The sequence below is a fragment of the Lactococcus muris genome (assembly GCF_042849115.1).
Taxonomy (GTDB): Bacteria; Bacillota; Bacilli; order Lactobacillales; family Streptococcaceae; genus Lactococcus; species Lactococcus muris.
On the sequence record NZ_BAAFQO010000003.1, the window covers coordinates 30686 to 52842 of the forward strand.

Below are 22157 nucleotides of genomic sequence, written 5' to 3' on the forward strand. Positions count from 1 at the left end.
ATGAAGAAAATAGTTTTAATTCTTGCAGGGCTGCTTACGCCTGTTTTTCTTTTCTTTGGCTTGGTTTTGGTTCTTCTTGGTTCCATGTTAAGCATAGGAAGTCAAGAAGATGTTCCAGAGATTACAGGGGGAGGGTCACCTCCTGTGACGGGGGAAGCTCTAAAGGTTGCGACAAAAACTTATCAGCACTTGATGAAAGAACAGCATTTTACTCCAGAAGGGGCTTCGGGTGCTCTTGCGGTTGGTCAACGGGAAAGTAACTTTGACCCCAAAGCCATTAACCCTGCAGGAGGAGTGGCAGGACTTTTTCAGTGGTCGGGTTGGGGGAGCTTCATTAATGGCAATCGTATCCATGCGGAAGGCTCGATTAAGGGAATGGACTTGTCTACTTTGACCCTTGATAATGAGTTAAAACTCCTTGATTATGAGCTAAATGGCTCTTATTCTAAGGTGAAGGATTTATTGAGTAAGTCTAAAGACCCTGTCCAAGCCGCCAAAGATTGGTCACTCTACTATGAGGGGGTGAGTTTATCGGATGGACAGAGCAAGATAGAAATGATTTCCCAGCTGGCCAACCAGTGGTATGCCTACTTTAATGGGGCTGCTTCATCAGGTGGGGATATAAAATTACTTAATGAAGTCTTAGGTAAAAAAGTGGGTTCTGGGCAGTGTTATGCCTTGTCCGATTACTATGTACATTCTATCAGTGGCTTTCATCTTCAAGGCTTGTGTGCTTTTAATATTGGCTCAGATAATTTCAGCAGTTTCACTTCTCATGGTTGGAAAGTTATCCTAAAGCCCAAAGCCAGCGATCTTGTGGCAGGTGCTGTGATTAATTGGGGCTTTGGACCTGTGGCAGGTTCAGCCAGTGAGAACCCCTATGGACATACAGGGGTTATCAGTAGTGTGAAAGGCAATAGTTTTAGCACTTATGAACAAAATGTGGGTGGTGTACAAATTGTGCAGAAAATGAACCGCACATGGGACAGCAGTATTACAAGTATTGCCATACCGCCTAAAAAATAAAGGCGTTCTTTAGAAGTATGAGGAGTTGGAAATGCATATTGAATATTTAATTTTAGCCTTATGTCTTATCTATAATATGAAAAGTATTTTTGAACTTATAGACTATGGGTGTACAAGTTCGAAAGAGCAGATAAGTTTAAAAGTAGTTTTTTCGCTTGTCTCATTGTTTGTGTTGATTTATTACCTTTTTAAGTTTAAATCTTTTTAATAGGGGAGAGGAAAAATGAAAAAAATAAGATTATTGATACCCATTATGGCTTCTATATTGTTACTTTGTGCTTGTGGTAATCCTCAAATTGTAAAGCCAGATAAGGTAGAGCTTTCATCTTCAAAGGAGATGAAAAAATCATCAGAGGAAAAGGTATCCACTCCACAATCTTCGGAAAACAAGCCTATCTCAGAAGAATTTGACTCGGCGAAAGCCAAAGCTGTCGTCAAAGACTTTCTTTATAGCTACTATAACTATGAGTCAGAAAATAAGCGCAATGAAGCCACAAAGGTTTTTTGTAGCCCAGAGGTGCAAAAGAAACTGCATTTAGTCAGAGTGGATAAGGATATAAAAATGAGGTCTTCTGTAACTTCGTCAGATATTTATGAGGGAGGAGAAGGGGAGTACATGGTCTTAGTCAGCTATGAACTTAATGGCAATTCAGTAACACCACAGGTTTTAAAAATTTCTGTTCAAGAAGAAGAAGGGAAGTATTTAGTCAGCGCGGTTGACTTTCCCTTGATGAATTAAGGAGGCTCTTATGAATACCAATAGAATTAGAGATGAGTCAACCGCTCATTTTTATTGCAAATAATAAGAATAAAGACTTGTCATAAGACAGGTCTTTTCATATTTAAAGAAACATAAAAATGAATGAAAGTTAGCTATGAAAAAAAGCAAGCAAAGAAAGAGGGGGAACAATTATGAACGAAAAAAAATTATCAGAATTTATTGAACTTGCAACATCTGGACAGAAAGAAGTTCGGAGTTTTTCAGGTTACGTAAAAATTATGAATGTTAGCTATTATAAGCATCTGATCTTTCACTGTGTTAGTGTTAATGATAGCAGGGCTATTTATAAATGTAGAAATCATACCGTGATTATCCGTTATAAAAATATAGGTAGCGAAGATTTCGCTAGATATACTGGTTTTGTAGCAGAGTATATCGCACCAGTAACTGAACTTGTCGAACGTTCTGGATATTAGAAATTATGGATTTAACACAGCTTCGTAATCAAGTTAAAAATGCGGAAAGTCAATGGAATATGAAATATCTTGCCTTTGATAAACGGTTAAGAGAAATTGAACAGGAATTATCTTTACCACCGTATGCTAGACTTTCTGATGTCATTCAATGGAGCGAGAAATTGATTGCTTATGAACGAAAAATTGAACTTATGCGAGAGGCGACTGTGACCTTATCACGTGAAGCATGGGGGAAATTAGAACAAAATATATACGATTATCAAAGGAAAGATGATAGAGCCATAAGAATCATGTCAGATTTTGTAAGTTTCTTAGTGAGTTTAGATAAAAGATACAGTCAGCGTTTGGAAGTCTTTTTAAATTTCTTAGATAACTGTGTCCGTTATGTGAGAGGCTATACGGAAGATTTAGAAAAACACGGTCTTCCGATAAATAACACACTACAGAAAGCTAGGCAGTTAGGTTCTATGCATTGGATAAATGGAAAATCATATCAATCAAAATTGGCTGTTTAAATAATCACTTGTAAATCAATGAAATAAAAAATGGAGAAAATTTATATGTTGGATGAATATGCAATGATAGCTTTAGTAACTTTGGATAGTTTTCTCATAATCATCGTCCTACTTTTAGGAGCCTTTGTTAAGCTTGAAGGATATATTCTTTCCCTCAAGCAAGAAATTGAATTCTTGTCGAAAGATAATAAGATGTTATTTCAATCTTTATCAAAAGAGAATGATTCAATAAAAAAATCTATAGACTCTATTGCTAAAGAATTTTTAAAAGAGCAGATGGCTCATGAAAACTTGTATAAAACTACTGATCGAGCTAAGGAACTCTTAGAGACAATGGATATGATGAAAGAAGCTGTGATGCAAAATGCTCAGTTAAATGCGATGATTACGCAATCGGAAGTCGAAAATCAAGAGTTAATCAATCAAAATCATGAGATACAAAGGATGCTAGGGGCTTTAAATGATGTTAGTCATCAGTTGTCTACCCTTGAGGGTTCTAGAGATTCCGAAAAAATTGAAAAAGTTTTTAGAAATATTAAACGTCAATTTTCAGACTTTCTATAGAAGTTGAGTCGTATTAAGTTTTACTGAAAATAAATAAGAAGAGAAATAAAGAGTTAGTACAAGGACAAGAACAATCTTGTCCTTCTTTTTTTGTATCGTAAGGGGGAACTATGGAAGAACGTTTTACAGATTTGTGTACAGCACATAAACTGGCAAAACTCTTTGAATATGAGTTAAAAACAGTACAAAACTATATCAGTCGGATGAGAAGAGACCCAGAATATGGCAAATATGTGGTAGGCCCGAGAGGGCATACCATGGTAAGTTATGCAGGATTTTATGATTATTGGACAAGTAGAGGAGAAAAGCAGAGGGAAATGTTATAATAAAGCTTATAACTTCTCTCTGCTTGGTCAATAAGGGAGAAACAATGTTTTATAAAAAATTAGACAATGGAAAATATCGCTATTTTGAAAAATTTTTTGATCAGACACAAGACAAATGGCGTCAAGTGACAGTGACATTAAATTCAAAGAGTCGAGTGGCACAAGCAGAAGCTAAGAACAGGCTGGCTTTAAAAATAGAGGAAAAGCTCCGTCAGGGAAGCTTTAAAGAAGTCCCTAGCGTGCAAAAAGTTTTTGAGGAGTGGCGCAAGATTCGGGATGAAGAATTAAAAGCTTCTTCTGTTCATACGGAAACGTGGGCTTTTAGAAAGTTTTTAGACAATTTTGGAGGAAGAAAAATCTCAGAAGTCAAGGGCAATGAGATTCAACAATTCATATTAGATTTAAATTTAGCACCTACAACACGAGTGTTGAGACGAACCTATTATAATCTTCTCTTTACTTATGCGCAAAATGTTGGCTATATAGAGCATAATCCTATGGCCCAAGTGGTTTTACCTAAAGTAAAAAGGACTTTAGAAGATATAAAGAAAAAGCAAAATGACTTTTTAGATCGACGAGAAATGCGTCTTATTCTTGATTATGGCTATAGCCTTTCCAAATGTTATAGGAAGACGGCTATTTTAGAGTTTATGTTCTTAACGGGTTTACGTATAGGAGAAGTGTTGGCTTTAAGATGGGAAGCGATTGATTTTGAAGCCTCGACTTTAACAGTTGCGCATACCTTAAATTTTCACGGTTATGTGGCAAATGCGCGCCAGCTCCTCTCCCCTAAAACAGCCCATTCTTATAGAACAATCGCATTAAATGAAAGATGTATCGAAATCCTTACGCACTTTTTTACAGAATGTTATGATAAGGAGTTTGTTTTTGTGAATGAAAAAGGTCATATTTATGGTAGAGATGAGCTTTCTCATTATCTTAAAAAAATCTGTTTTGAAAAACTTGATAGAGAAGAATCTGACAGAAATTACCACTTACATATGTTAAGGCATTCTCATATCTCCTTGTTGGTTGAAATGAATGTACCAATTAAGGCGATTATGGAGCGAGTCGGGCATTCGGATGAAAAAATGATTTTACAGGTCTATAGCCATGTGACTCAAAATATGCAAAATGATTTGAAAGAGAAGCTGAACGCACTTGACTTTTGAGAGTAACCAAATATTAACCAAAAGTATAAGAAAAGGGAGGAAAAAAGAGGAAAAAGAAGGACAAAAGAAATTGTGGAAAAAGCTGTTATAGCGCTTGTTTATAGGGTTTTTGTTCTATTATTTTCTAAAATATAATTATAGCAAAATAAAAAAATTCAGATAATAGAGGAGGTAATTATGATGATTATATACATTTTGCGTTAGTGGTCTGCATTTTCTGGTTGATTGATGTTATCAAATCAGTGAAATTTAGCGAAAGGTAGTGTTCCAATGTATTAAAAAGCTGAATTGCTGTTATAAATGCCCCATTAGGGCTAGAAATAGAGAATGAGTATGAATAAAATTTTAAAAAAAGTAACTATTAGTTCCGTTGTGTCTCTCGCACTATTTTCAGCAACTGCAGCGATTTATGCCATGGGCAATTTTCGTCTTTTCTATTAATCTGGCTTATGAATAAAAACATACAAACTTATATTTATAGTTGTCTAGTTTTTCTTGGGGCTAGCTTCCTGATATTCATCTCAAAGCCTGTCAATTTCAAAGATTTTGATAGCCTTTTAGGTCTCCTTACAGTGATTCAGGTAAGTTTTATTTTGAGTAGTATTGGTATATTCCTTTTTCAAAACATTGCATTTATGAAAAAAGAAGAAGAGATTAATTTTTACAAAAAGAGGCTACCAAAACTTCAAATTATCTCCTACTTGATTGCTTTGATATTTTTCGCTATCGCTTCATCCGTGAATTTCATAGTAGTAGTGTCTGCTGTATTATTAATACTGGTTAATTGTGCACTTTTGTTTTATCTTACCAGTGTTCGCATGATAAAGCTTATGAATATAAAGAGACAGCTGCACCACTATTTTTCTGGTAGTATTTTGGCAATATCTTTTGTTTTACTTACGATTATCTTTAATCCACTGACGATAACATTTTTTGTAGCAATGCTCTTAAGTCAGACGGTTTGGAATTGCAAGATAATTATAGCTCATAATTCTAAGAGAATTAAACGAAAATAGCCGAATAGAACGTTAAGAACAGGAAATAATAAAATGAATAAAAAATTTCTATAGAAGCTGGAGGTGAACAACAGGCTTTCTCGCTTTCTTTAGCAGATGTTATAAGTTTATCAGGTGATGATCGTGCTTTTCCTGATGTTGCAAGTCGTGCACCTTCAAACAATCACTCATGGTGGCTCCGTACTCCTGGAGGTCCTAGAACAGGTTGGAATTCACGTCATGGTTAATATGGACACGTTGCAGGAGTTTTGTTTGGTACTGGAATGGCAAATTCTGTCTCCGCTTATAGAGGTATCCGCCCGTCCTCATCATCCACCAGTAAAACTCTGATGAAAAGCAAGATAAAAACTCAGTATAGATAATTTTAAAAACAAGAAAACACAGATTTTTATAATAAGCTGTGTTTTCATTTTATAAGTTGTATTCATCCGCCATTGGGTAAACTTGGGGGAAATGCGGGCGTTTTTACCTAACCTTATCTTCCACGGTCATTGATTATACTATAATAATTGAGGCGCACCTAACCAATGCAGAGATGCCTAAGGGAGGGGGTGAGAAAATGCTTCTGCAAATCTTCGGAACAATTATAGTGGTGGGTGTAGTCCGTGAGCTGTTCAAGGACTGGTTGAGAAAACGGTCGAACAAGCGCCACTAATTCCATGTTTCAAGCCGTCAGACTTACTCAATCTGACGGTTTTTTCATATAAAAAATGAGCCACAGCTCCCTGTGACCCATAAATAGCTGTGAGAAACCACTCCCACAAATCTTCGTTAATTTCATTACAGCATAAGCGCCAAGTTTGTCAAATTATACAGTTGGAAGAAAACAAGAGTATTTGAGTGAGTATTAAGTCTATTTTGATAGAGATTTAATGCTTAATTTTTTCCGCACGATAAGAAAAACCAGCACTAATACAGCGTTGGTCTTGATTCCCCATTTGTTTTTATTTCTCAAAGCTAGAGAAAAAGGTAGAGTTTCAAGTGATTTTTAATGCAATATACTGAAATTCAAAATTTCAACAATCGCACTAAATCAATATTTTACAAGTCTATTGACCTGTAATCAACCCTTATTTAACTTCTTTAAAAATAACGTGTTTACGAAGTTTTGGAGAGTATTTTTTCAACTCCAAACGGTCTGGGTTGTTACGTTTGTTCTTTTGAGTAAGGTAAAGACGTTCACCAGATTCTTTGTGTTCAAGTGTAATATTTACGCGCATAACGGTTCCTTTCTGACTTTTTTACTGTTTTTATTTAGCGTCTCTTACTTGGCGGCCTTTGTAGTAGCCTTTAAGTGAAACACGGTGTGAGTGACGGTAGTCACCAGTAGTTTCGTCAAAAGTAACAGTTGGAGCTGTCATTTTGTAATGTGTACGACGTTTGTTTTTCTTAGATTTAGAAGTGCGACGTGCAGGTACTGCCATAGTTTGATTCCTCCGTAAATTTTTTCGTTTTGGATGCTCCCAAAAACGTACCTTACCATAATACACTAATCTTTTTCAAAAAGCAAGCTTTGTAAAGTATTTTTACTTGACATTTTCTTTCGTTAATAGTGTGGGAAAAATGAAGGGTGACAAATATGTTTGACAGTCATGAGGTTAGAATTATGGACCATTTTTTGCTAGTATATAGACAAGGATGTTGTAACTTCTAGAATAAAAGCTCAGTTCTTCGGAATCAAAGTGCGACAAAGATTATTTTTCTATCCCGAGCAAATCAGTGTTCGATGAAAACTCTTCGGAGTCAAACAGGGCAAAGTTTCAGAAATTTATTTTATAAGGAGAAGACATGAAAAACTGGCAAAAACTTGTTTTAGTATTTTTCATAGCTGCTGTGTCTCTTTTGGCTCAGTTTGCTTTTAATGCACCTCAAATTGCGCGTTTTATTATCACTATCGCAGGGGGAATTTTGGCCTTGTCGATGTTTATTGAGATGATAAAGACCTTGCGTAAAGGGAACTATGGTGTGGACTTATTGGCGATTACGGCCATCATTGCGACACTTTTAGTTGGTGAGTATTGGGCTTCATTAATTATTATTCTCATGTTAGTTGGAGGTGAGACATTAGAGGACTATGCGGCTGGTCGAGCTAACCGAGAGCTCTCGGCCTTGCTGAAGAAAACACCTGAGATAGCCCATGTCGTGCGAGAGGGTAAAGTTATTGACATGGAATTGGATGATGTCGAGATTGGGGCACGTCTCTTGATTAAGCCGATGGAGGTGGTGCCTATTGATGGCTTGCTTTTATCAGAAGCTGCTCTTCTGGATGAATCCTCTATTACTGGTGAAGCTAAACCGATGGAACTTCAACAAGGGGATGAAGTTCTCTCAGGAGCAATCAATGGCAGTTCAAGCATTGAAATCCAGACAAGCGTAGCCGCGAGCGAATCACAATTTCAAAAAATTGTTGCCTTGGTTCGTGAAGCGGCGGAGACACCTGCTAATTTTGTGCGTTTAGCTGACCGATATGCTGTACCCTTTACGACCATGGCTTATGTCATTGCGGCTGTTGCTTACTTCGTTTCAGGGGATCCTGTGCGTATTGCGGAGGTTCTTGTTGTGGCCAGCCCCTGTCCACTTATTTTAGCTGCACCAATTGCGTTTGTATCAGGGATGAGCCGTTCATCAAAAAATGGTTTTCTTATTAAAAATGGAACAATCATTGAAAAGTTAGCGACTGCTAAAGCGATTTTCTTTGATAAGACTGGAACCATTACCGATGGTAAAATCGAGGTGGATGAAGTTGTACCTGTGGAAGGGGTTTCTCGTGAAGAATTACTTGAAATTGTCTACACTATAGAGAGATCTTCTAATCATATCTTAGCCAAAGCAGTATCAAGCTATGCAGAGTCACATGGTGTTCATGCGTTAGAGTTGGGAGATCTGAATGAAGTTGCGGGATTAGGTGTTACAGGACAAATAAAAAACCAGCTCATCAAAATTGGTCGGGCAAACTTCGTCGGAGCACCAGAGGGCTTAGACTTTGAAACGGCCTTTTATGTCTCGCGTGCGGGACAATATATCGGAGCAGTAACCTTTTCGGATAGTTTACGCAAAAATGCACCAGCAGTCATCAAGGACTTGCGTCAGGCTGGCTTTGACCATATTACCATGCTCACGGGTGACAATGCACGTGTAGCAAATAAAATCGCAGCACAGGTTGGAATTACTGAAGTCTATAGCAGTATGTTACCAGAAGAAAAGTTAGCAAAAATAGAGGCATCAAGTGTTCATCCAACTATTATGGTTGGTGATGGGGTGAACGATGCTCCAGCTTTGACGCTCTCTGATGTCGGCATCTCTATCGGTACAGGGAATAATACTGTGGCAAGTGAAGCAGCGGATATCGTGCTTTTGAAAAATGACTTATCTTCAGTAGTCAAGGCTGTTCATATTAGTCGCGATACCCTAAAAATTGCGAAGCAGTCTGTCTTGATTGGGATTACTATATGTGTCATCTTGATGCTTATTGCCGCAACAGGGCTTATACCAGCGATTATCGGTGCACTTTTTCAGGAGCTCATCGATGTGGTTTCGATTCTTTATGCTCTGAGAGCTTTGAAAGGATTTAAAAATAAATAATATAAAAAAATTGATCCTGTAATCACGAACCTTGTGCTTTTCAGAAATGACGCCACAAGTAGGGTAAACCATTTGCTTTGGTTGATAAGTAGCAGTAAAAACTTGTGCTTCATGCTTACCTATCAGCTTTGTAAAAGCTAAACGGAAATGATTTTCCTGCAGGAAAACTAAGTCTGAGGCTTTGAGGCCTAGCAAAAGTATGATAGAATCAGAATGAGTCATAGGAGTCCTAACTAAAATGTGTTGTGTCGTAACTACTATTTTAGCGGACTACTATGGCTTTTTTTGCGTAAAAAATGAGGCTGGGACAAAAGTCGAAATTTGACTGTTTTTGTCCAAAACTAAAAATTCAAAATCGCTCAACCACGACATTTTTAATGACCGTAATTGAGCGACTTTCCATTATTTTGGACTTTTGTCCCAGCCTCATAGAGTGTACAGAACCAGAAAAATCGTTATTTCTAACGCTTTTTCTTTTGCCCTTCAATCCATTTTTTTCGCTCATTGAGCGCCCATTCATATTTTCCTGTTGCATCCGGTTGAAAATAATCTGCTTTACGTAGCTTATCAGGAAGGTAATCCTGAGCTACCCAGTGTTCCGGAAAATTATGGGGATACTTGTATCCTTCACTTCTTCCCAAATCTTTAGCACCAGCGTAATGTCCATCTTGTAAATGTGGGGGGATAGGTAGGTTACCATATTTTCCTAAGTCTTCTATGGCAGTATCAAGAGCTACATAAGCAGCGTTGGACTTGGGAGAAAGCGCCAAATCAATAACGATATTTGCTAAAGGGATCCTTGCCTCGGGAAAACCTAATTTTTCTGCGGCCTGCAAGCCAAGCATAGTGTGTACCGCAGCATCAGGATTGGCTAGACCAATATCCTCATAGGCTATAACAGTTAAGCGACGTGCTAAACTTTGTAAATCTCCCCCTTCAATTAAACGGGCAGCATAGTGTAAACTTGCGTTTACATCAGAGCCGCGGATTGACTTTTGCAAAGCGCTGAGTAAATCATAGTGGACGTCTCCGTCTTTGTCAAAACTAAGCGCTTTACGCTGTAAAGAGTTTTCCATATCGTCTAAAGTAACGTGATGGTCTTCAGAGGATAAAACAGCCAACTCTAAAGCGTTGTAAACGGCGCGTAAATCTCCATTCGTTGCGTGGACGAGGAAATAGAGCGCATCGTCATCCAAAGTGACTTGGAAATCAAAGCCCCGTTTTTTATCTTCAAGGGCAAGGTTTACAGCATTCTGTAAATCATCACTTTCCAAAGGCTTTAGCTCAAAAATCTGAACGCGGCTTCGAATTGCGGGAACAACACTAAAGTAAGGATTTTCCGTGGTGGCACCAATAAGAATAATCTGTCCATTCTCAAGTAAAGGGAGGAGAAAATCTTGTTTGGGCTTGTCAAGACGGTGGATTTCATCAAGGAGCAGGACCAGTTGACCAGAAAATTCAGCTTCTGCTGCTATTTCCTGTAACTTTTTCTTACTGTCAGTTGTTGCATTAAAACTCCGAAAGGCGGTGTTCATTGTCCCTGCAATTGCTGAAGCAATTGAGGTTTTACCTATACCTGGTGGTCCGTAAAGAATCATTGAGGTAAGGAGTTTTGTTTCCACCATTCGGCGAATAATTTTTTTAGGACCCACAAGGTGGGACTGACCAATGATTTCGTCAATATTACGTGGGCGCATTCGTCGTGCTAGGTTTTGATGAGTCATAATAAATAGCTTCTCCTTAGGGATTAGAGATAATAAGCGTAAATCAAACTGTCAACGTAAGTTCCATCGATGTAAAATTCCTTTCTCAGCTGCCCTTCAAGTATAAAGCCAAGACGCTCGTAGAGATGTAAAGCTTCGGGATTGCTTGACATCGCATTGATTGTGATTTTTTCATAATTTTCGGCACGTGCCTCACGGATGAGGTACTGGATAAGTTGGGTTGCGATACCCTTTCCTCGAGCTTCCTGAATAGTCATGATACCAAAAGTGAGGACATGAGCACCAAACTCTGACTTGTGACGTGGGCCGTAATCCAAGACACCTAAAATTTTTCCGTTTTCTTCAGCAAGGAGATAACGCGTACCTTTTAAGATTTTTTTCATAATTTTTTCCGCTGAACTGTTAATAATAAGCGGTGTGGATTTTAAAGTCCAGTTTTGATTTTCAAGACGTGCCACGATAGCGAAATCATGGGGTTCAATAGGTCTGATTTTCATAAGGTTCTCTCTAGAGATAATTTTTATTTCTGGTATAATTATAACAGAAAAGTATTCCAAAGTTGTAAGAAACTCAGATAATTCCTAGGGAGTTGTTGTCTTCCATGCGCAGCTTTAGTCGCAGAGGGAGCAGCAAACTGCAACAGAAAAAGAGGTGAAAAATGGCGAAATATGGTTTTTTAGACATTTTAGATGAAGAGCTAAGCAAAAATTTTAGTTATGATTTTGAGATAAATTGGGACAAACGTAATTTTGCAGTAGAAGTCAGTTTTTTGTTAGAAGCTGCTAATCCAGAAGGTGTGGTTCTTTTGGATGCAGATGGTGTGGAGTCAGAAGAAAATGTTCTTTATGAAGACACCGTTATTTTTTATAATCCAAAAAAATCCAAGTTTTCAGAGGAAGATTACTTGGCAGGTATTGCTTATTCAGACAAAGGTTTGTCACGTGAATATATTGCTTACTTTGTTGAGTTTTTGCAAGAAACAGCAGATAAGGGACTTGATGCCCTGATGGATTTCTTAAGTTCAGAAGAAGAAGAGTTTATGCTTGAGTTCGAACAAGAAAAGTTTGAACAAGGCTTAGAGACTCTTGGAGAAACGACTTTCTTCAAGTATCCACGTTATTAATAGAAATTCAAGAGCAGAGGAAAGTAAAATGAACAATTGGAACAGCATCACCGTGAGTATCGTTCGAGCAGCAGAGGAGGCTATCAGTAATATTTTAGTTGAGGCAGGTTCAGCAGGTGTTGAAATCAAAGATAGCGCCGACTACCTTAATCACAAAGACCTTTTTGGTGAAATACTCCCGAAAGTAGAACAGTCAGAAATGATAGAAGTTACAGCTTACTACCCAGAAAGCTTGCCCATCACAGAGTTGAAGTCAGATATCGAACAAAAGATAAGTGCTCTAGCTGGAAGTTTTGATGTGACGAATGTGACAGTAAAAACAAATAATCTTGCGGAGCAAGACTGGGCGGATGCATGGAAAAAATATTTTGAACCAGCACGCATCACCCACGATTTGACGATTGTCCCAAGTTGGACAGATTATACACCTCAATCACCAGTAGAGAAGTTGATTCGTCTTGATCCAGGCATGGCTTTTGGTACGGGTACGCACCCTACAACAAAAATGAGTCTCTATGCCTTGGAGCAAATTATTCGAGGTGGGGAAACTGTATTGGACGTGGGTACAGGCTCTGGTGTACTGTCTGTTGCCAGTGCCTATCTGGGAGCGAATGATATTTATGCCTATGATATCGATGAGATTGCTGTTCGTGTGGCACGTGAAAATATCGCACTCAATCCCAGTACAGAGAGAATTTCTGTTTCGTCTAACAACCTATTGGAAGGGATTAATCACCAAGCAGATGTTATTGTGGCTAACATCTTAGCTGATATTCTCGTTTTGATGATCGAAGATGCTTTTCACTTAGTTAAAGACGAAGGTTATCTAATTATGAGCGGTATTATTGCGGACAAAGCAGATCAAGTTATCCAAACCGCGGAGAAGGCTGGGTTTTTCCTCGAGACACGTATGAGTCAAGGGGAGTGGAACTGTGTGATTTTCAAGAAAACAGAAAACCGTGAAGGAGTAATTGGCGGCTAAGTCATGGCAAATCAGTATTTTATATTTAAAAATCAGCCAGAAATAGGCACAGTATTCACTATCGAAAACAAAGCAGCTGCACATCATATTTTTACAGTTATGCGTGCCAATGCTGGGGAAAAGCTACAGCTCGTCTTTGAAGAAGGACGGGTGGGTTTGGCCGAGGTGGTTTCGAGTGGAGAAAAAACAGTTCGCCTTTTAGAAATCTGCGATATACAAACGGAACTCCCGATTCAAGTAACAGTGGCTGTGGGTTTTCCGAAGGGAGATAAACTAGAATTTATCAGTGAAAAGGCAACAGAACTCGGTGTAAGCAGCATTTGGGCTGCGCCATTTAAATGGTCTGTGGCGAGATGGGATGCTAAAAAACGTTCAAAGAAAAAAGAAAAGTTGGATAAAATCGTCCTAGGAGCGGCAGAGCAATCTCAGCGTCAAATTCTCCCAGAGGTCCGCTTTTTTGAAAAATTCTCTGCGCTTGTTGCAGAGTTTTCTCAGTTTGATCAAGTGCTGATTGCTTATGAAGAGACAGCTAAAAAGGGAGAGCAGTCGATGTTTGCCCAAAGCGTTGCCGACTTGCAAGCCGGACAAAAAATTCTTTTAGTTTTTGGACCGGAAGGCGGTATTGCACCGGAAGAAATAGCTTTGTTTGAGGAAGCCGGAGCAAAACTTGTTGGATTAGGACCACGTATCATGCGGGCAGAGACAGCACCATTATATGCATTAGCTGCTCTATCAACTTATTTTGAACTCTTAAAATAAAACGAACAAAAGGATAGAAATTCTTGTTTTAGGAATTAAAAGGTTAATTTTCTTACCTTAAATATGGTAAAATAGTAAAAATACATTAAAGGAGGAAAGTGGAGCTACTTCACAGTAAATAAAATATGCCTTCAGAACCAAATTTTACAGGAGACCAAGTGGTTAAGCTTGCCTCCACATATATGAATGAAAAAGATGTATTACTGGTGCGTAAGGCTTTAAAGTGTGCTTCTATAGCGCATGCGGAGCAATATCGTGCGAGTGGAGAACCTTATATCATTCATCCGATTCAAGTCGCAGGAATTTTGGCTAAGTTACAGCTTGATGCAGCCACTGTATCGGCAGGTTTTTTGCATGATGTTGTTGAGGACACAAACTTTATACAAGCAGACTTAGAGGAGTTATTTGGCTCAGAAATAGCGAATATTGTTGATGGTGTAACCAAGCTTGGTAAAGTAGAATATAAATCGCATGAAGAGCAGCTTGCAGAGAATCACCGTAAAATGCTCATGGCTATGAGCAAAGATATTCGTGTCATTTTGGTTAAACTTGCAGATAGACTTCACAATATGCGTACGCTGAAAAACCTCCGTCCCGATAAGCAGAAACGTATCTCGAGTGAAACGATGGCTATCTATGCACCGCTTGCGCATCGTTTAGGTATCGGGAGCATTAAATGGGAACTTGAAGATTTATCTTTCCGCTACCTCAATGAAACAGAATTTTACCGTATTCGTGGTTTGATGAATGAAAAACGTGCGACACGTGAAAATTTAGTTTCCGAGGTCATTGAGAAGTTAAACGAGCGCATGGAGGGTGCCAACGTTGATGCTGAAATTTACGGTCGTCCGAAACATATTTATTCAATTTATCGTAAAATGCATGATAAGAAAAAACGTTTCGATGAAATTTATGACTTAATTGCTATTCGGTGCTTGACAGACTCGACAAGTGATGTTTACACTACTCTCGGTTACATTCACGACTTGTGGAAGCCAATGCCGGGACGTTTCAAGGATTATATAGCAAACCCTAAAGCCAACGGTTACCAGTCAGTTCACACAACAGTTTACGGTCCTAAGGGACCAATGGAGTTCCAAATTAGAACGCATGAAATGCATCAAATAGCGGAATACGGGGTAGCTGCGCACTGGGCATATAAACAAGGGCGTAAATCTAAAGTTGATGTTCATGAGATTTCTGAAACTCTTAACTGGATTAATGAGCTGGTAGAGTTGCAGGAACAGTCAGGAGATTCAGCGGAAGAATTTGTAAAGGCTGTTCAGGAAGACATTCTAGGAGATAAGATTTACGTCTTTACTCCAACAGGTGCTGTACAAGAATTGCCAGCAGGGTCTGGACCTATTGATTTTGCTTATGCTATCCATACACAAGTTGGTGATCATGCAGTAGGAGCAAAGATTAATGAGCGGATGCAGCCACTCAACTATGTACTTAAAACTGGTGATAAGGTTGAGATTATCACATCAAAAACGTCATTTGGTCCGAGTCGAGATTGGATCAAGCTTGTTAAAACTAACAAGGCCCGCAATAAGATAAAACAGTTTTTCAAGAGTCAAGATAAAGAGCTCTCTATTCATAAGGGACGTGAAATGCTGCAAGCGGAGCTGGCAGAAAATGGCTTTACACCTAATCAATATTTAGATAAAAAGCATCTGGATGAGGTTCTTGAAAAGTTAAGCTATCGTGACAGTGAAGCAGTGTTTGCAGCAGTAGGTTTTGGTGAAATATCGGCAACTTCAGTTTTCAATCGGTTGACAGAAAATGAACGGCGAAAGGTTGAAAAAGAAAAACTTAAAGCCGAATCAGAGCAACTGATGAAGGGTGAAGTTAAACGCGAGAACAAAAACAAAAACGTCATGAAAATTCGCCATGACGGAGGCGTGAGCGTTTCCGGTGTTGACAGCATGTTGATTCACATCAGTAAATGTTGTAACCCTGTTCCTGGCGACAAGATTGTTGGCTATATTACTAAAGGTCGAGGTGTTTCTGTACACAGAGAAGACTGTAAAAATGTTCGAGGTCAAGAAGATTATGAGAAACGTCTGATTGACGTTGAGTGGGATGACTCTCAGCATTTGACTAAAGAATATGTGGCAAATATTCATGTCTATGCTTTTAATCGTCCGAATTTGCTCAATGACATCGTTCAAGTATTGTCCAATACAACAAAGAGCCTAATTTCAATAAACGCTCATCCAACAAAGGATCGTAAGATGGCTAACATTAACCTGTCGATTGGCATAAAAAATCTTTCGGACCTCACTTTGATTGTTGATAAAATTAAAATGACGCCAGATGTTTACAGCGTAAAGCGAACAAATGGCTAATGAAGTATAAAAAGATAAAAGAAATCTATCCATTGGATAGTTTTTTTGATAAAATAAAATTATGAAAATAGTAATTCAAAGAGTGAAGGAAGCTTCAGTTAAAATAGAAGGTGAAATCAGAAACCAAATTAAGCAAGGACTCTTGCTTCTTGTGGCAGTAGAGGATGCGGATACTGAATTTGACCTTGATTACGCTGTCCGTAAGATAAGTAAAATGCGCATCTTTTCAGATGAGGCTGGTAAGATGAATTTGTCTGTTCAAGATATTCATGGTGAGGTCTTGTCCATCTCGCAATTCACGCTTTATGCAGATATACGCAAAGGAACTCGTCCAAGCTTTTCTCAGGCAGGGCATCCTGCTTACGCAGAGACTATGTATCTTAAGTTTAATAAAAAGCTTAACAGCATTGTACCTACCAAGTCGGGAGAATTTGGAGCAGATATGGATATAACTCTTGTTAATGATGGACCTGTAACAATACTCATAGATACAAAGAATGCGCGTAAGTAGATTAAGTCAGGAGGAAGTTGTGACTTTCAAAAATATAATATTCGACCTTGGGGGAGTACTTCTTGATTTAGATTTTAAAGGAATGAACAGGAAATTTCAGAACCTTGGGATTCAAGACTTTGAAAAGTATTTCACTTTAAAGAAGCAGTCGAGTTTTTTTGAAGAGCTAGAGTTGGGTTTGCTTACGCCAGCTGAGTTTTGTGAACGCCTGAGACAAGAAAGTCAACTAGATTTAGAGGACAGAGTAATTGAAGAAGCTTGGAATTTGCTCTTAAAGGACTTCAACAGGGAGCGTATGCGCTATCTTGAGAAACTTTCAAAAAAATATAAGATTTTCCTGTTTTCAAATACGAATAGTATACATGCCCAATGTTTTGAGCAAAAATGCTTGGAGCAAATGGGGAGAAGTTTAGAATCTTATTTTGAAAAAGTTTTTTACTCGCATGGTTTACACCTAAGGAAGCCTGATAAAGAGTCTTTCTTAGAAGTTTTACACTTGGCTGGTTTACAGGCTTCGGAAACTCTGTTTATTGATGATAATGCTGCAAATATAGCGGGTGCTCAAGAGAGTGGCCTGCAAACAATTCATCTCCAAAGCCCTCAGACCATCTTGGACCTAGAACTTGGCTTGTAAAAGAGAAAAAGTATAGCCCAAAATCCCTTGAGGAAGCTTTGGTTTTTTAGACTGGCTAAATCTCGTTAAATAGTATAAAATTTATAAAAGCTAAATATTTTGCTAGGAGTATCATATCGGTTATGTTTTATACATTTTTACGCGGTTTAGTTCGCTTTTTACTTTTTATCTTCAATGGTAAAGCCCAATATCACCATACGGAACGTATCCCAGATAAGTCCGAGAACTACATTTTAGTTGCGCCACATCGCATGGTCTTGGATCCTGTTTATTTGGCTTTTGCAACGCGTCCAAAGCAATTTATCTTTATGGCAAAAAAAGAACTTTTTAAAAATCCTTTTTTTGCTTGGTGGATAAAAAAATGTGGTGCCTTTCCTGTGGACCGTGAAAATCCGGGGCGTGAAGTTATCCAATATCCAGTGAAGATGCTGAAAAAGTCAGACAAGTCTCTCATTATGTTTCCAACTGGTTCACGTCATTCAAGCGAATTAAAAGGTGGTGTGACCATCATTGCTAAGATGGCTAAAGTTCGCATTGTTCCAGCTGTCTATCAAGGTCCTTTATCAATGAAAGGCATTTTCAAACGTGAGAAAGTACAGTTGAATTTTGGTGAGCCTATTGATATTTCAGATATTAAAAAAGCAAATGCCGAAGGAATTGAAGAAGTGAATCGCCGCTTAGAATCCGCTTTTGCGCAGCTTGATAAAGAAATCGACCCGAATTACAAATACATTGCGGAATGATACAAAAGTATTTTGAAATTTATGTTATCTATTGGAAAAAACCTTTAAAAATGCTAAAATAGGGGAAATATCCCTTTAGGATAGTAACGGAGAATACATGTCAAATATTATTAAAAAGTTAGTGGAGAACGACAAAAAAGAGCTGAAAAAGCTACATAAAATGGCTCAAAAAGTCGAATCATACGAAGAAGAAATGGCTGCCCTTCCAGATGCGCAGTTGCAAGCAAAAACAGAAGAATTTAGAAAACGTGCGGCAGCAGGCGAAAGCCTTGATGATATGTTGTACGAGGTTTTTGCTGTCTGTCGAGAAGCAGCCAAACGTGTGCTGGGACTTTTCCCTTTCCACGTGCAAATTATGGGGGGGATTGTACTCCACAATGGTGACGTTCCTGAGATGCGTACCGGTGAAGGTAAAACCTTAACAGCAACTATGCCTGTTTATTTGAATGCTATTTCTGGTAAAGGAGTGCACGTTGTTACAGTCAATGAATATCTGACAACACGTGATGCTACTGAAATGGGTGAGCTTTATAATTGGCTCGGTTTGACAGTAGGGTTGAACCTTAACTCTAAGTCGCCAGAAGAAAAACGTGAAGCTTACAATTGCGACATCACTTATTCAACGTCATCAGAGCTTGGTTTCGACTACTTACGTGATAACATGGTTACGCGCTTTGAGGATATGGTACAGCGCCCGCTTAATTATGCACTTGTCGATGAAGTGGACTCAATCTTGATTGATGAAGCGCGTACGCCGTTGATTATTTCAGGACAAGCGGAGGGCTCCTCTGCACTTTACTACCGTGCAGACCAGTTTGCTAAAACTCTGATTGGTCGTGAGGCCTATGAAGAGGGAGATGATTACAAGATTGATTTGCAATCTAAGACCATTTCACTTACAGATGAAGGTATAGACAAAGCTGAGCGTTTCTTTGATATTGAAAATCTCTATGATATGGAAAATGTTGCTTTGACTCACTTTGTGGACAATGCACTTCGCGCTAATTATATCATGCTTCATGATATTGACTACATGGTTGATGATCAACAAGAAGTATTGATTATCGACCAGTTTACGGGTCGTACGATGCCAGGTCGTCGCTATTCAGACGGTTTACACCAAGCGATTGAAGCAAAAGAAGGGGTGCCAATTCAAGATGAATCTAAGACAATGGCTTCCATCACTATTCAAAACTACTTCCGTATGTATAAAAAACTGGCAGGGATGACAGGGACAGCTAAAACAGAGGAAGAAGAATTTCGTGAAATCTATAATATTCAAATTATCCCAATTCCGACCAATCGTCCAATACGTCGTGTAGACCATCCAGATTTGCTTTATCCAACGATTGAATCAAAATTAAATGCTGTTTTGGACGACGTGAAAAAGCGTCATTCTGAAGGTCAGCCTATTTTGATTGGTACAGTTGCCGTAGAAACATCAGAAGTCATCTCGAAAAAATTGGTTGAAGCCAAAATTCCTCATGAGGTTTTGAATGCTAAAAATCACTTCCGTGAAGCACAAATCATTATGAATGCTGGACAGCAAGGCGCAGTAACGATTGCGACCAACATGGCCGGTCGTGGTACTGATATTAAGCTTGGTCCTGGAGTTAAGGACCATCCGAATCCAGAGTATCAGGGGCTCGCAGTCATTGGTACGGAACGACATGAGAGCCGACGTATTGACAACCAGCTCCGTGGCCGTTCTGGGCGTCAAGGGGATGCTGGTGTCTCTCAGTTTTATCTTTCGCTTGAAGATGACTTGATGAAACGTTTTGGTTCTGAGCGTGTTTCGGCCTTTCTTGACCGCATGCGTATAAGTGGAGATGATGCTGTAATTAAATCAGGTTTGATTACACGCCAAATCGAAGGTTCACAGAAACGTGTTGAAGGAAACAACTACGATTCGCGTAAGCAAGTTTTGCAATATGATGACGTTATACGTGAGCAGCGTGAAGTTATTTATGCACAGCGCCATGAAGTAATTGTGGCAACTGAGGATATGACTCCTGCGCTATATGGTATGTTCAAGCGTACTATTGATCGCCAAGTTGATGGTCATGCAGCAGCAGCCGATCTGAAAGAAGAAGCAAACTTACTTAATCTCTATGAAACAATTGAGAACACGATGCTTTCTGCAGATGCATTTAGTCTGTCTGATCTCCAAGGCAAGAGTGTACAAGAAATTAAAGATTTCCTCTTTGAAAAAGTCAAAGAACATTATGCTAGCCAAATGGAACGCTTGGGAGAAGAAGGCCGTCAAATTGATTTTCAACGTGCAGTTATTCTTCGTGTGGTAGATAATAACTGGTCTGAGCATATTGATCACCTTGATCAAATGCGTCAATCAGTAGGTCTTCGCGGATATGCGCAAAACAATCCGATTGTTGAATATCAAGAAGAATCTTACAAGATGTTTAACAACATGATTGGTGCGATTGAATTTGAAGTGACACGTTTGATGATGAAAGCTCAAATTCACCCGCAAACGGCAGTTCAAGAGCAAACACCACGTGTAACTGTAACAGTTTCACAAGCAAACATGACAAATGTGAGGCAGGCTTCTGCAGAAGAAATTGACTTTAGCAAGGTAGGGCGTAACGACATGTGTCCTTGTGGTTCAGGTAAAAAATATAAAAATTGTCACGGTCGCGTTTACACCGCTTAGTCAAAAAAGTGATAAAATAGATGAAACACCCTGGTTTAGGGTGTTTGTTTTTGTAGGTTTGCAACGCATAAAAGATTAATAAGTTGAAAGGAGAAAGATGTCTTTCAAAATAATAAGCCCAGAGATAAATGTTGATGCGATCAAAATGTTGAGCCACCTTGATAACGATCAACATAGGCGAAAAGAAGCGAGAGATAGAGAGTTGGAAGCAATCATCAAAGGTGATGACCAAAGACTTTTATTAATCATTGGTCCCTGCTCTTCTGATAATGAAGAGGCAGTCCTCGAATATGCGCATCGTTTGGCAAAGCTTCAAGAAGAAGTAAAAGATAAAATATTTATGGTTATGCGTGTTTATACAGCAAAACCACGGACAAATGGGGAAGGTTATAAGGGACTTATTCATCAGCCTAATGCTTTGGGAAAAGCAGATCTGATCAATGGCATACGTATGGTCCGAGACTTGCACTATAAGGTGATTACACAAACAGGTTTGACAACTGCAGATGAGATGCTTTATCCGGAAAATCTCCCTTTAGTAGATGATTTGGTTTCTTATTATGCAGTGGGCGCGCGCTCTGTGGAAAATCAACAACACCGGTTTGTAGCTTCGGGGATAGATGCCCCAACAGGCATGAAAAATCCAACATCTGGAAATATCAAAGTGATGCTTAATGGGATATATGCAGCACAGCATGAGCAAGATTTTCTCTTTGGTCGTGCAGAGGTACAAACTCAGGGAAACCCATTAGCACACGCTATTTTACGCGGAGGACAAGATGAGTATGGTAAGAATATCCCCAACTACTATACAGATAATCTGCAAGAAGTTATCGAAAACTATGAAAAAATGGGGTTGAAACATCCGTTTATCATTGTGGACACGAATCATGATAACTCTGGGAAAAAATATATGGAGCAGATTAGGATTGTCCGGCAAACTTTAGTTAATCGTGATTGGGATGAAAAAATCCAGCGTTATGTTCGTGGATTTATGATTGAATCTTATCTGGAAGATGGTCGTCAAGATACTCCTGAAGTATTTGGAAAATCTATCACAGATGCTTGTTTAGGCTGGGAAAAAACAGAAAAGTTAATCCACGAAATTTATGAGGCAGAAAGACGCGAAGTTTAGAATTAAAATGAAAAAGATTGAATGATAAATATAATTTAATGGAATAATCATTGCAAACCTTTTCACTTTATAGTATAATGTAATAGTATAGATATGCTGAACAAAGCGGCATCATCGAATAAAATT

Annotated in this window: 22 protein-coding genes; 18 read left to right on the forward strand and 4 right to left on the reverse strand. The window is 38.7% G+C overall.

What is annotated here, in order from left to right; genetic code table 11:
- The 8 genes from ACGHCK_RS02565 (at window position 1) to ACGHCK_RS02600 (ending at window position 5816) form a co-directional block, all read left to right on the forward strand.
- A complete protein-coding gene (locus ACGHCK_RS02565; protein ID WP_271327873.1) occupies window positions 1-1026 on the forward strand; it encodes a phage tail tip lysozyme in 1026 nt (341 codons plus the stop codon).
- Window positions 1027-1249: 223 nt separating this feature from the next.
- On the forward strand, window positions 1250-1765 hold the full coding sequence (locus ACGHCK_RS02570; RefSeq protein WP_271327874.1) for an EF0163 family protein: 516 nt from the start codon (window positions 1250-1252) through the stop codon (window positions 1763-1765).
- Between the two features lie 173 nt (window positions 1766-1938).
- On the forward strand, window positions 1939-2223 hold the full coding sequence (locus ACGHCK_RS02575; RefSeq protein WP_271327875.1) for a hypothetical protein: 285 nt from the start codon (window positions 1939-1941) through the stop codon (window positions 2221-2223).
- Window positions 2224-2228: 5 nt separating this feature from the next.
- Complete coding sequence (locus ACGHCK_RS02580) at window positions 2229-2738, forward strand: hypothetical protein (protein WP_271327876.1); 510 nt, start codon at window positions 2229-2231, stop codon at window positions 2736-2738.
- Window positions 2739-2768: 30 nt separating this feature from the next.
- Entirely contained in the window at window positions 2769-3302 is a 534-nt protein-coding gene (locus ACGHCK_RS02585) for a hypothetical protein (protein WP_394304463.1), read from the forward strand.
- A 110-nt stretch (window positions 3303-3412) separates the two neighbouring features.
- Complete coding sequence (locus ACGHCK_RS02590) at window positions 3413-3628, forward strand: hypothetical protein (RefSeq protein ID WP_271327878.1); 216 nt, start codon at window positions 3413-3415, stop codon at window positions 3626-3628.
- A 44-nt stretch (window positions 3629-3672) separates the two neighbouring features.
- Window positions 3673-4800 (forward strand): tyrosine-type recombinase/integrase, encoded by a 1128-nt coding sequence (locus ACGHCK_RS02595; RefSeq protein ID WP_271327879.1) that lies wholly within the window; start codon window positions 3673-3675, stop codon window positions 4798-4800.
- 635 nt (window positions 4801-5435) lie between these two features.
- The gene (locus ACGHCK_RS02600; RefSeq protein ID WP_237459914.1) at window positions 5436-5816 is read left to right on the forward strand and encodes a hypothetical protein; all 381 of its coding nucleotides are present in this window, start codon (window positions 5436-5438) and stop codon (window positions 5814-5816) included.
- Between the two features lie 1070 nt (window positions 5817-6886).
- On the opposite strand, the gene rpmG is transcribed toward ACGHCK_RS02600, so the two are convergent.
- Entirely contained in the window at window positions 6887-7036 is a 150-nt protein-coding gene (gene rpmG, locus ACGHCK_RS02605) for a 50S ribosomal protein L33 (protein ID WP_003135293.1), read from the reverse strand.
- A 30-nt stretch (window positions 7037-7066) separates the two neighbouring features.
- Window positions 7067-7240: a 50S ribosomal protein L32 gene (gene rpmF / locus ACGHCK_RS02610; RefSeq protein WP_202230060.1), complete on the reverse strand. Its 174-nt coding sequence runs from the start codon at window positions 7238-7240 to the stop codon at window positions 7067-7069.
- A 364-nt stretch (window positions 7241-7604) separates the two neighbouring features.
- Here rpmF and ACGHCK_RS02615 point away from each other — a divergent pair, with 364 nt between their 5' ends.
- Entirely contained in the window at window positions 7605-9398 is a 1794-nt protein-coding gene (locus ACGHCK_RS02615; RefSeq protein ID WP_251420418.1) for a heavy metal translocating P-type ATPase, read from the forward strand.
- Window positions 9399-9859: 461 nt separating this feature from the next.
- Here ACGHCK_RS02615 and ACGHCK_RS02620 read toward each other — a convergent pair whose 3' ends face one another.
- Complete coding sequence (locus tag ACGHCK_RS02620) at window positions 9860-11122, reverse strand: replication-associated recombination protein A (protein WP_251420415.1); 1263 nt, start codon at window positions 11120-11122, stop codon at window positions 9860-9862.
- Window positions 11123-11145: 23 nt separating this feature from the next.
- Window positions 11146-11619: a GNAT family N-acetyltransferase gene (locus tag ACGHCK_RS02625; protein ID WP_202231277.1), complete on the reverse strand. Its 474-nt coding sequence runs from the start codon at window positions 11617-11619 to the stop codon at window positions 11146-11148.
- A 161-nt stretch (window positions 11620-11780) separates the two neighbouring features.
- On the opposite strand from ACGHCK_RS02625, the gene ACGHCK_RS02630 reads away from it, so the two are divergent.
- From ACGHCK_RS02630 to ACGHCK_RS02670, 9 genes are all read left to right on the forward strand, one after another.
- On the forward strand, window positions 11781-12245 hold the full coding sequence (locus ACGHCK_RS02630; RefSeq protein ID WP_251420413.1) for a DUF3013 family protein: 465 nt from the start codon (window positions 11781-11783) through the stop codon (window positions 12243-12245).
- Between the two features lie 28 nt (window positions 12246-12273).
- Window positions 12274-13227, forward strand: a complete 954-nt coding sequence (prmA, locus tag ACGHCK_RS02635; RefSeq protein WP_251420410.1) for a 50S ribosomal protein L11 methyltransferase — start codon at window positions 12274-12276, stop codon at window positions 13225-13227.
- Window positions 13228-13230: 3 nt separating this feature from the next.
- Complete coding sequence (locus ACGHCK_RS02640) at window positions 13231-13986, forward strand: 16S rRNA (uracil(1498)-N(3))-methyltransferase (protein WP_271327880.1); 756 nt, start codon at window positions 13231-13233, stop codon at window positions 13984-13986.
- A 125-nt stretch (window positions 13987-14111) separates the two neighbouring features.
- The gene (locus ACGHCK_RS02645) at window positions 14112-16337 is read left to right on the forward strand and encodes a RelA/SpoT family protein (RefSeq protein WP_271327881.1); all 2226 of its coding nucleotides are present in this window, start codon (window positions 14112-14114) and stop codon (window positions 16335-16337) included.
- A gap of 61 nt (window positions 16338-16398) precedes the next feature.
- Complete coding sequence (gene dtd, locus ACGHCK_RS02650; RefSeq protein WP_251420405.1) at window positions 16399-16848, forward strand: D-aminoacyl-tRNA deacylase; 450 nt, start codon at window positions 16399-16401, stop codon at window positions 16846-16848.
- 19 nt (window positions 16849-16867) lie between these two features.
- A complete protein-coding gene (locus ACGHCK_RS02655; protein ID WP_202231271.1) occupies window positions 16868-17482 on the forward strand; it encodes an HAD family hydrolase in 615 nt (204 codons plus the stop codon).
- A 122-nt stretch (window positions 17483-17604) separates the two neighbouring features.
- Window positions 17605-18225 carry a lysophospholipid acyltransferase family protein gene (locus ACGHCK_RS02660; RefSeq protein ID WP_251420403.1) on the forward strand — a complete coding sequence of 207 codons (621 nt, stop codon included), beginning with the start codon at window positions 17605-17607 and terminating at the stop codon, window positions 18223-18225.
- 97 nt (window positions 18226-18322) lie between these two features.
- A complete protein-coding gene (gene secA / locus ACGHCK_RS02665; RefSeq protein WP_251420400.1) occupies window positions 18323-20896 on the forward strand; it encodes a preprotein translocase subunit SecA in 2574 nt (857 codons plus the stop codon).
- A gap of 97 nt (window positions 20897-20993) precedes the next feature.
- Window positions 20994-22031 (forward strand): 3-deoxy-7-phosphoheptulonate synthase, encoded by a 1038-nt coding sequence (locus ACGHCK_RS02670; RefSeq protein WP_251420396.1) that lies wholly within the window; start codon window positions 20994-20996, stop codon window positions 22029-22031.
- Window positions 22032-22157: the final 126 nt, after the last annotated feature.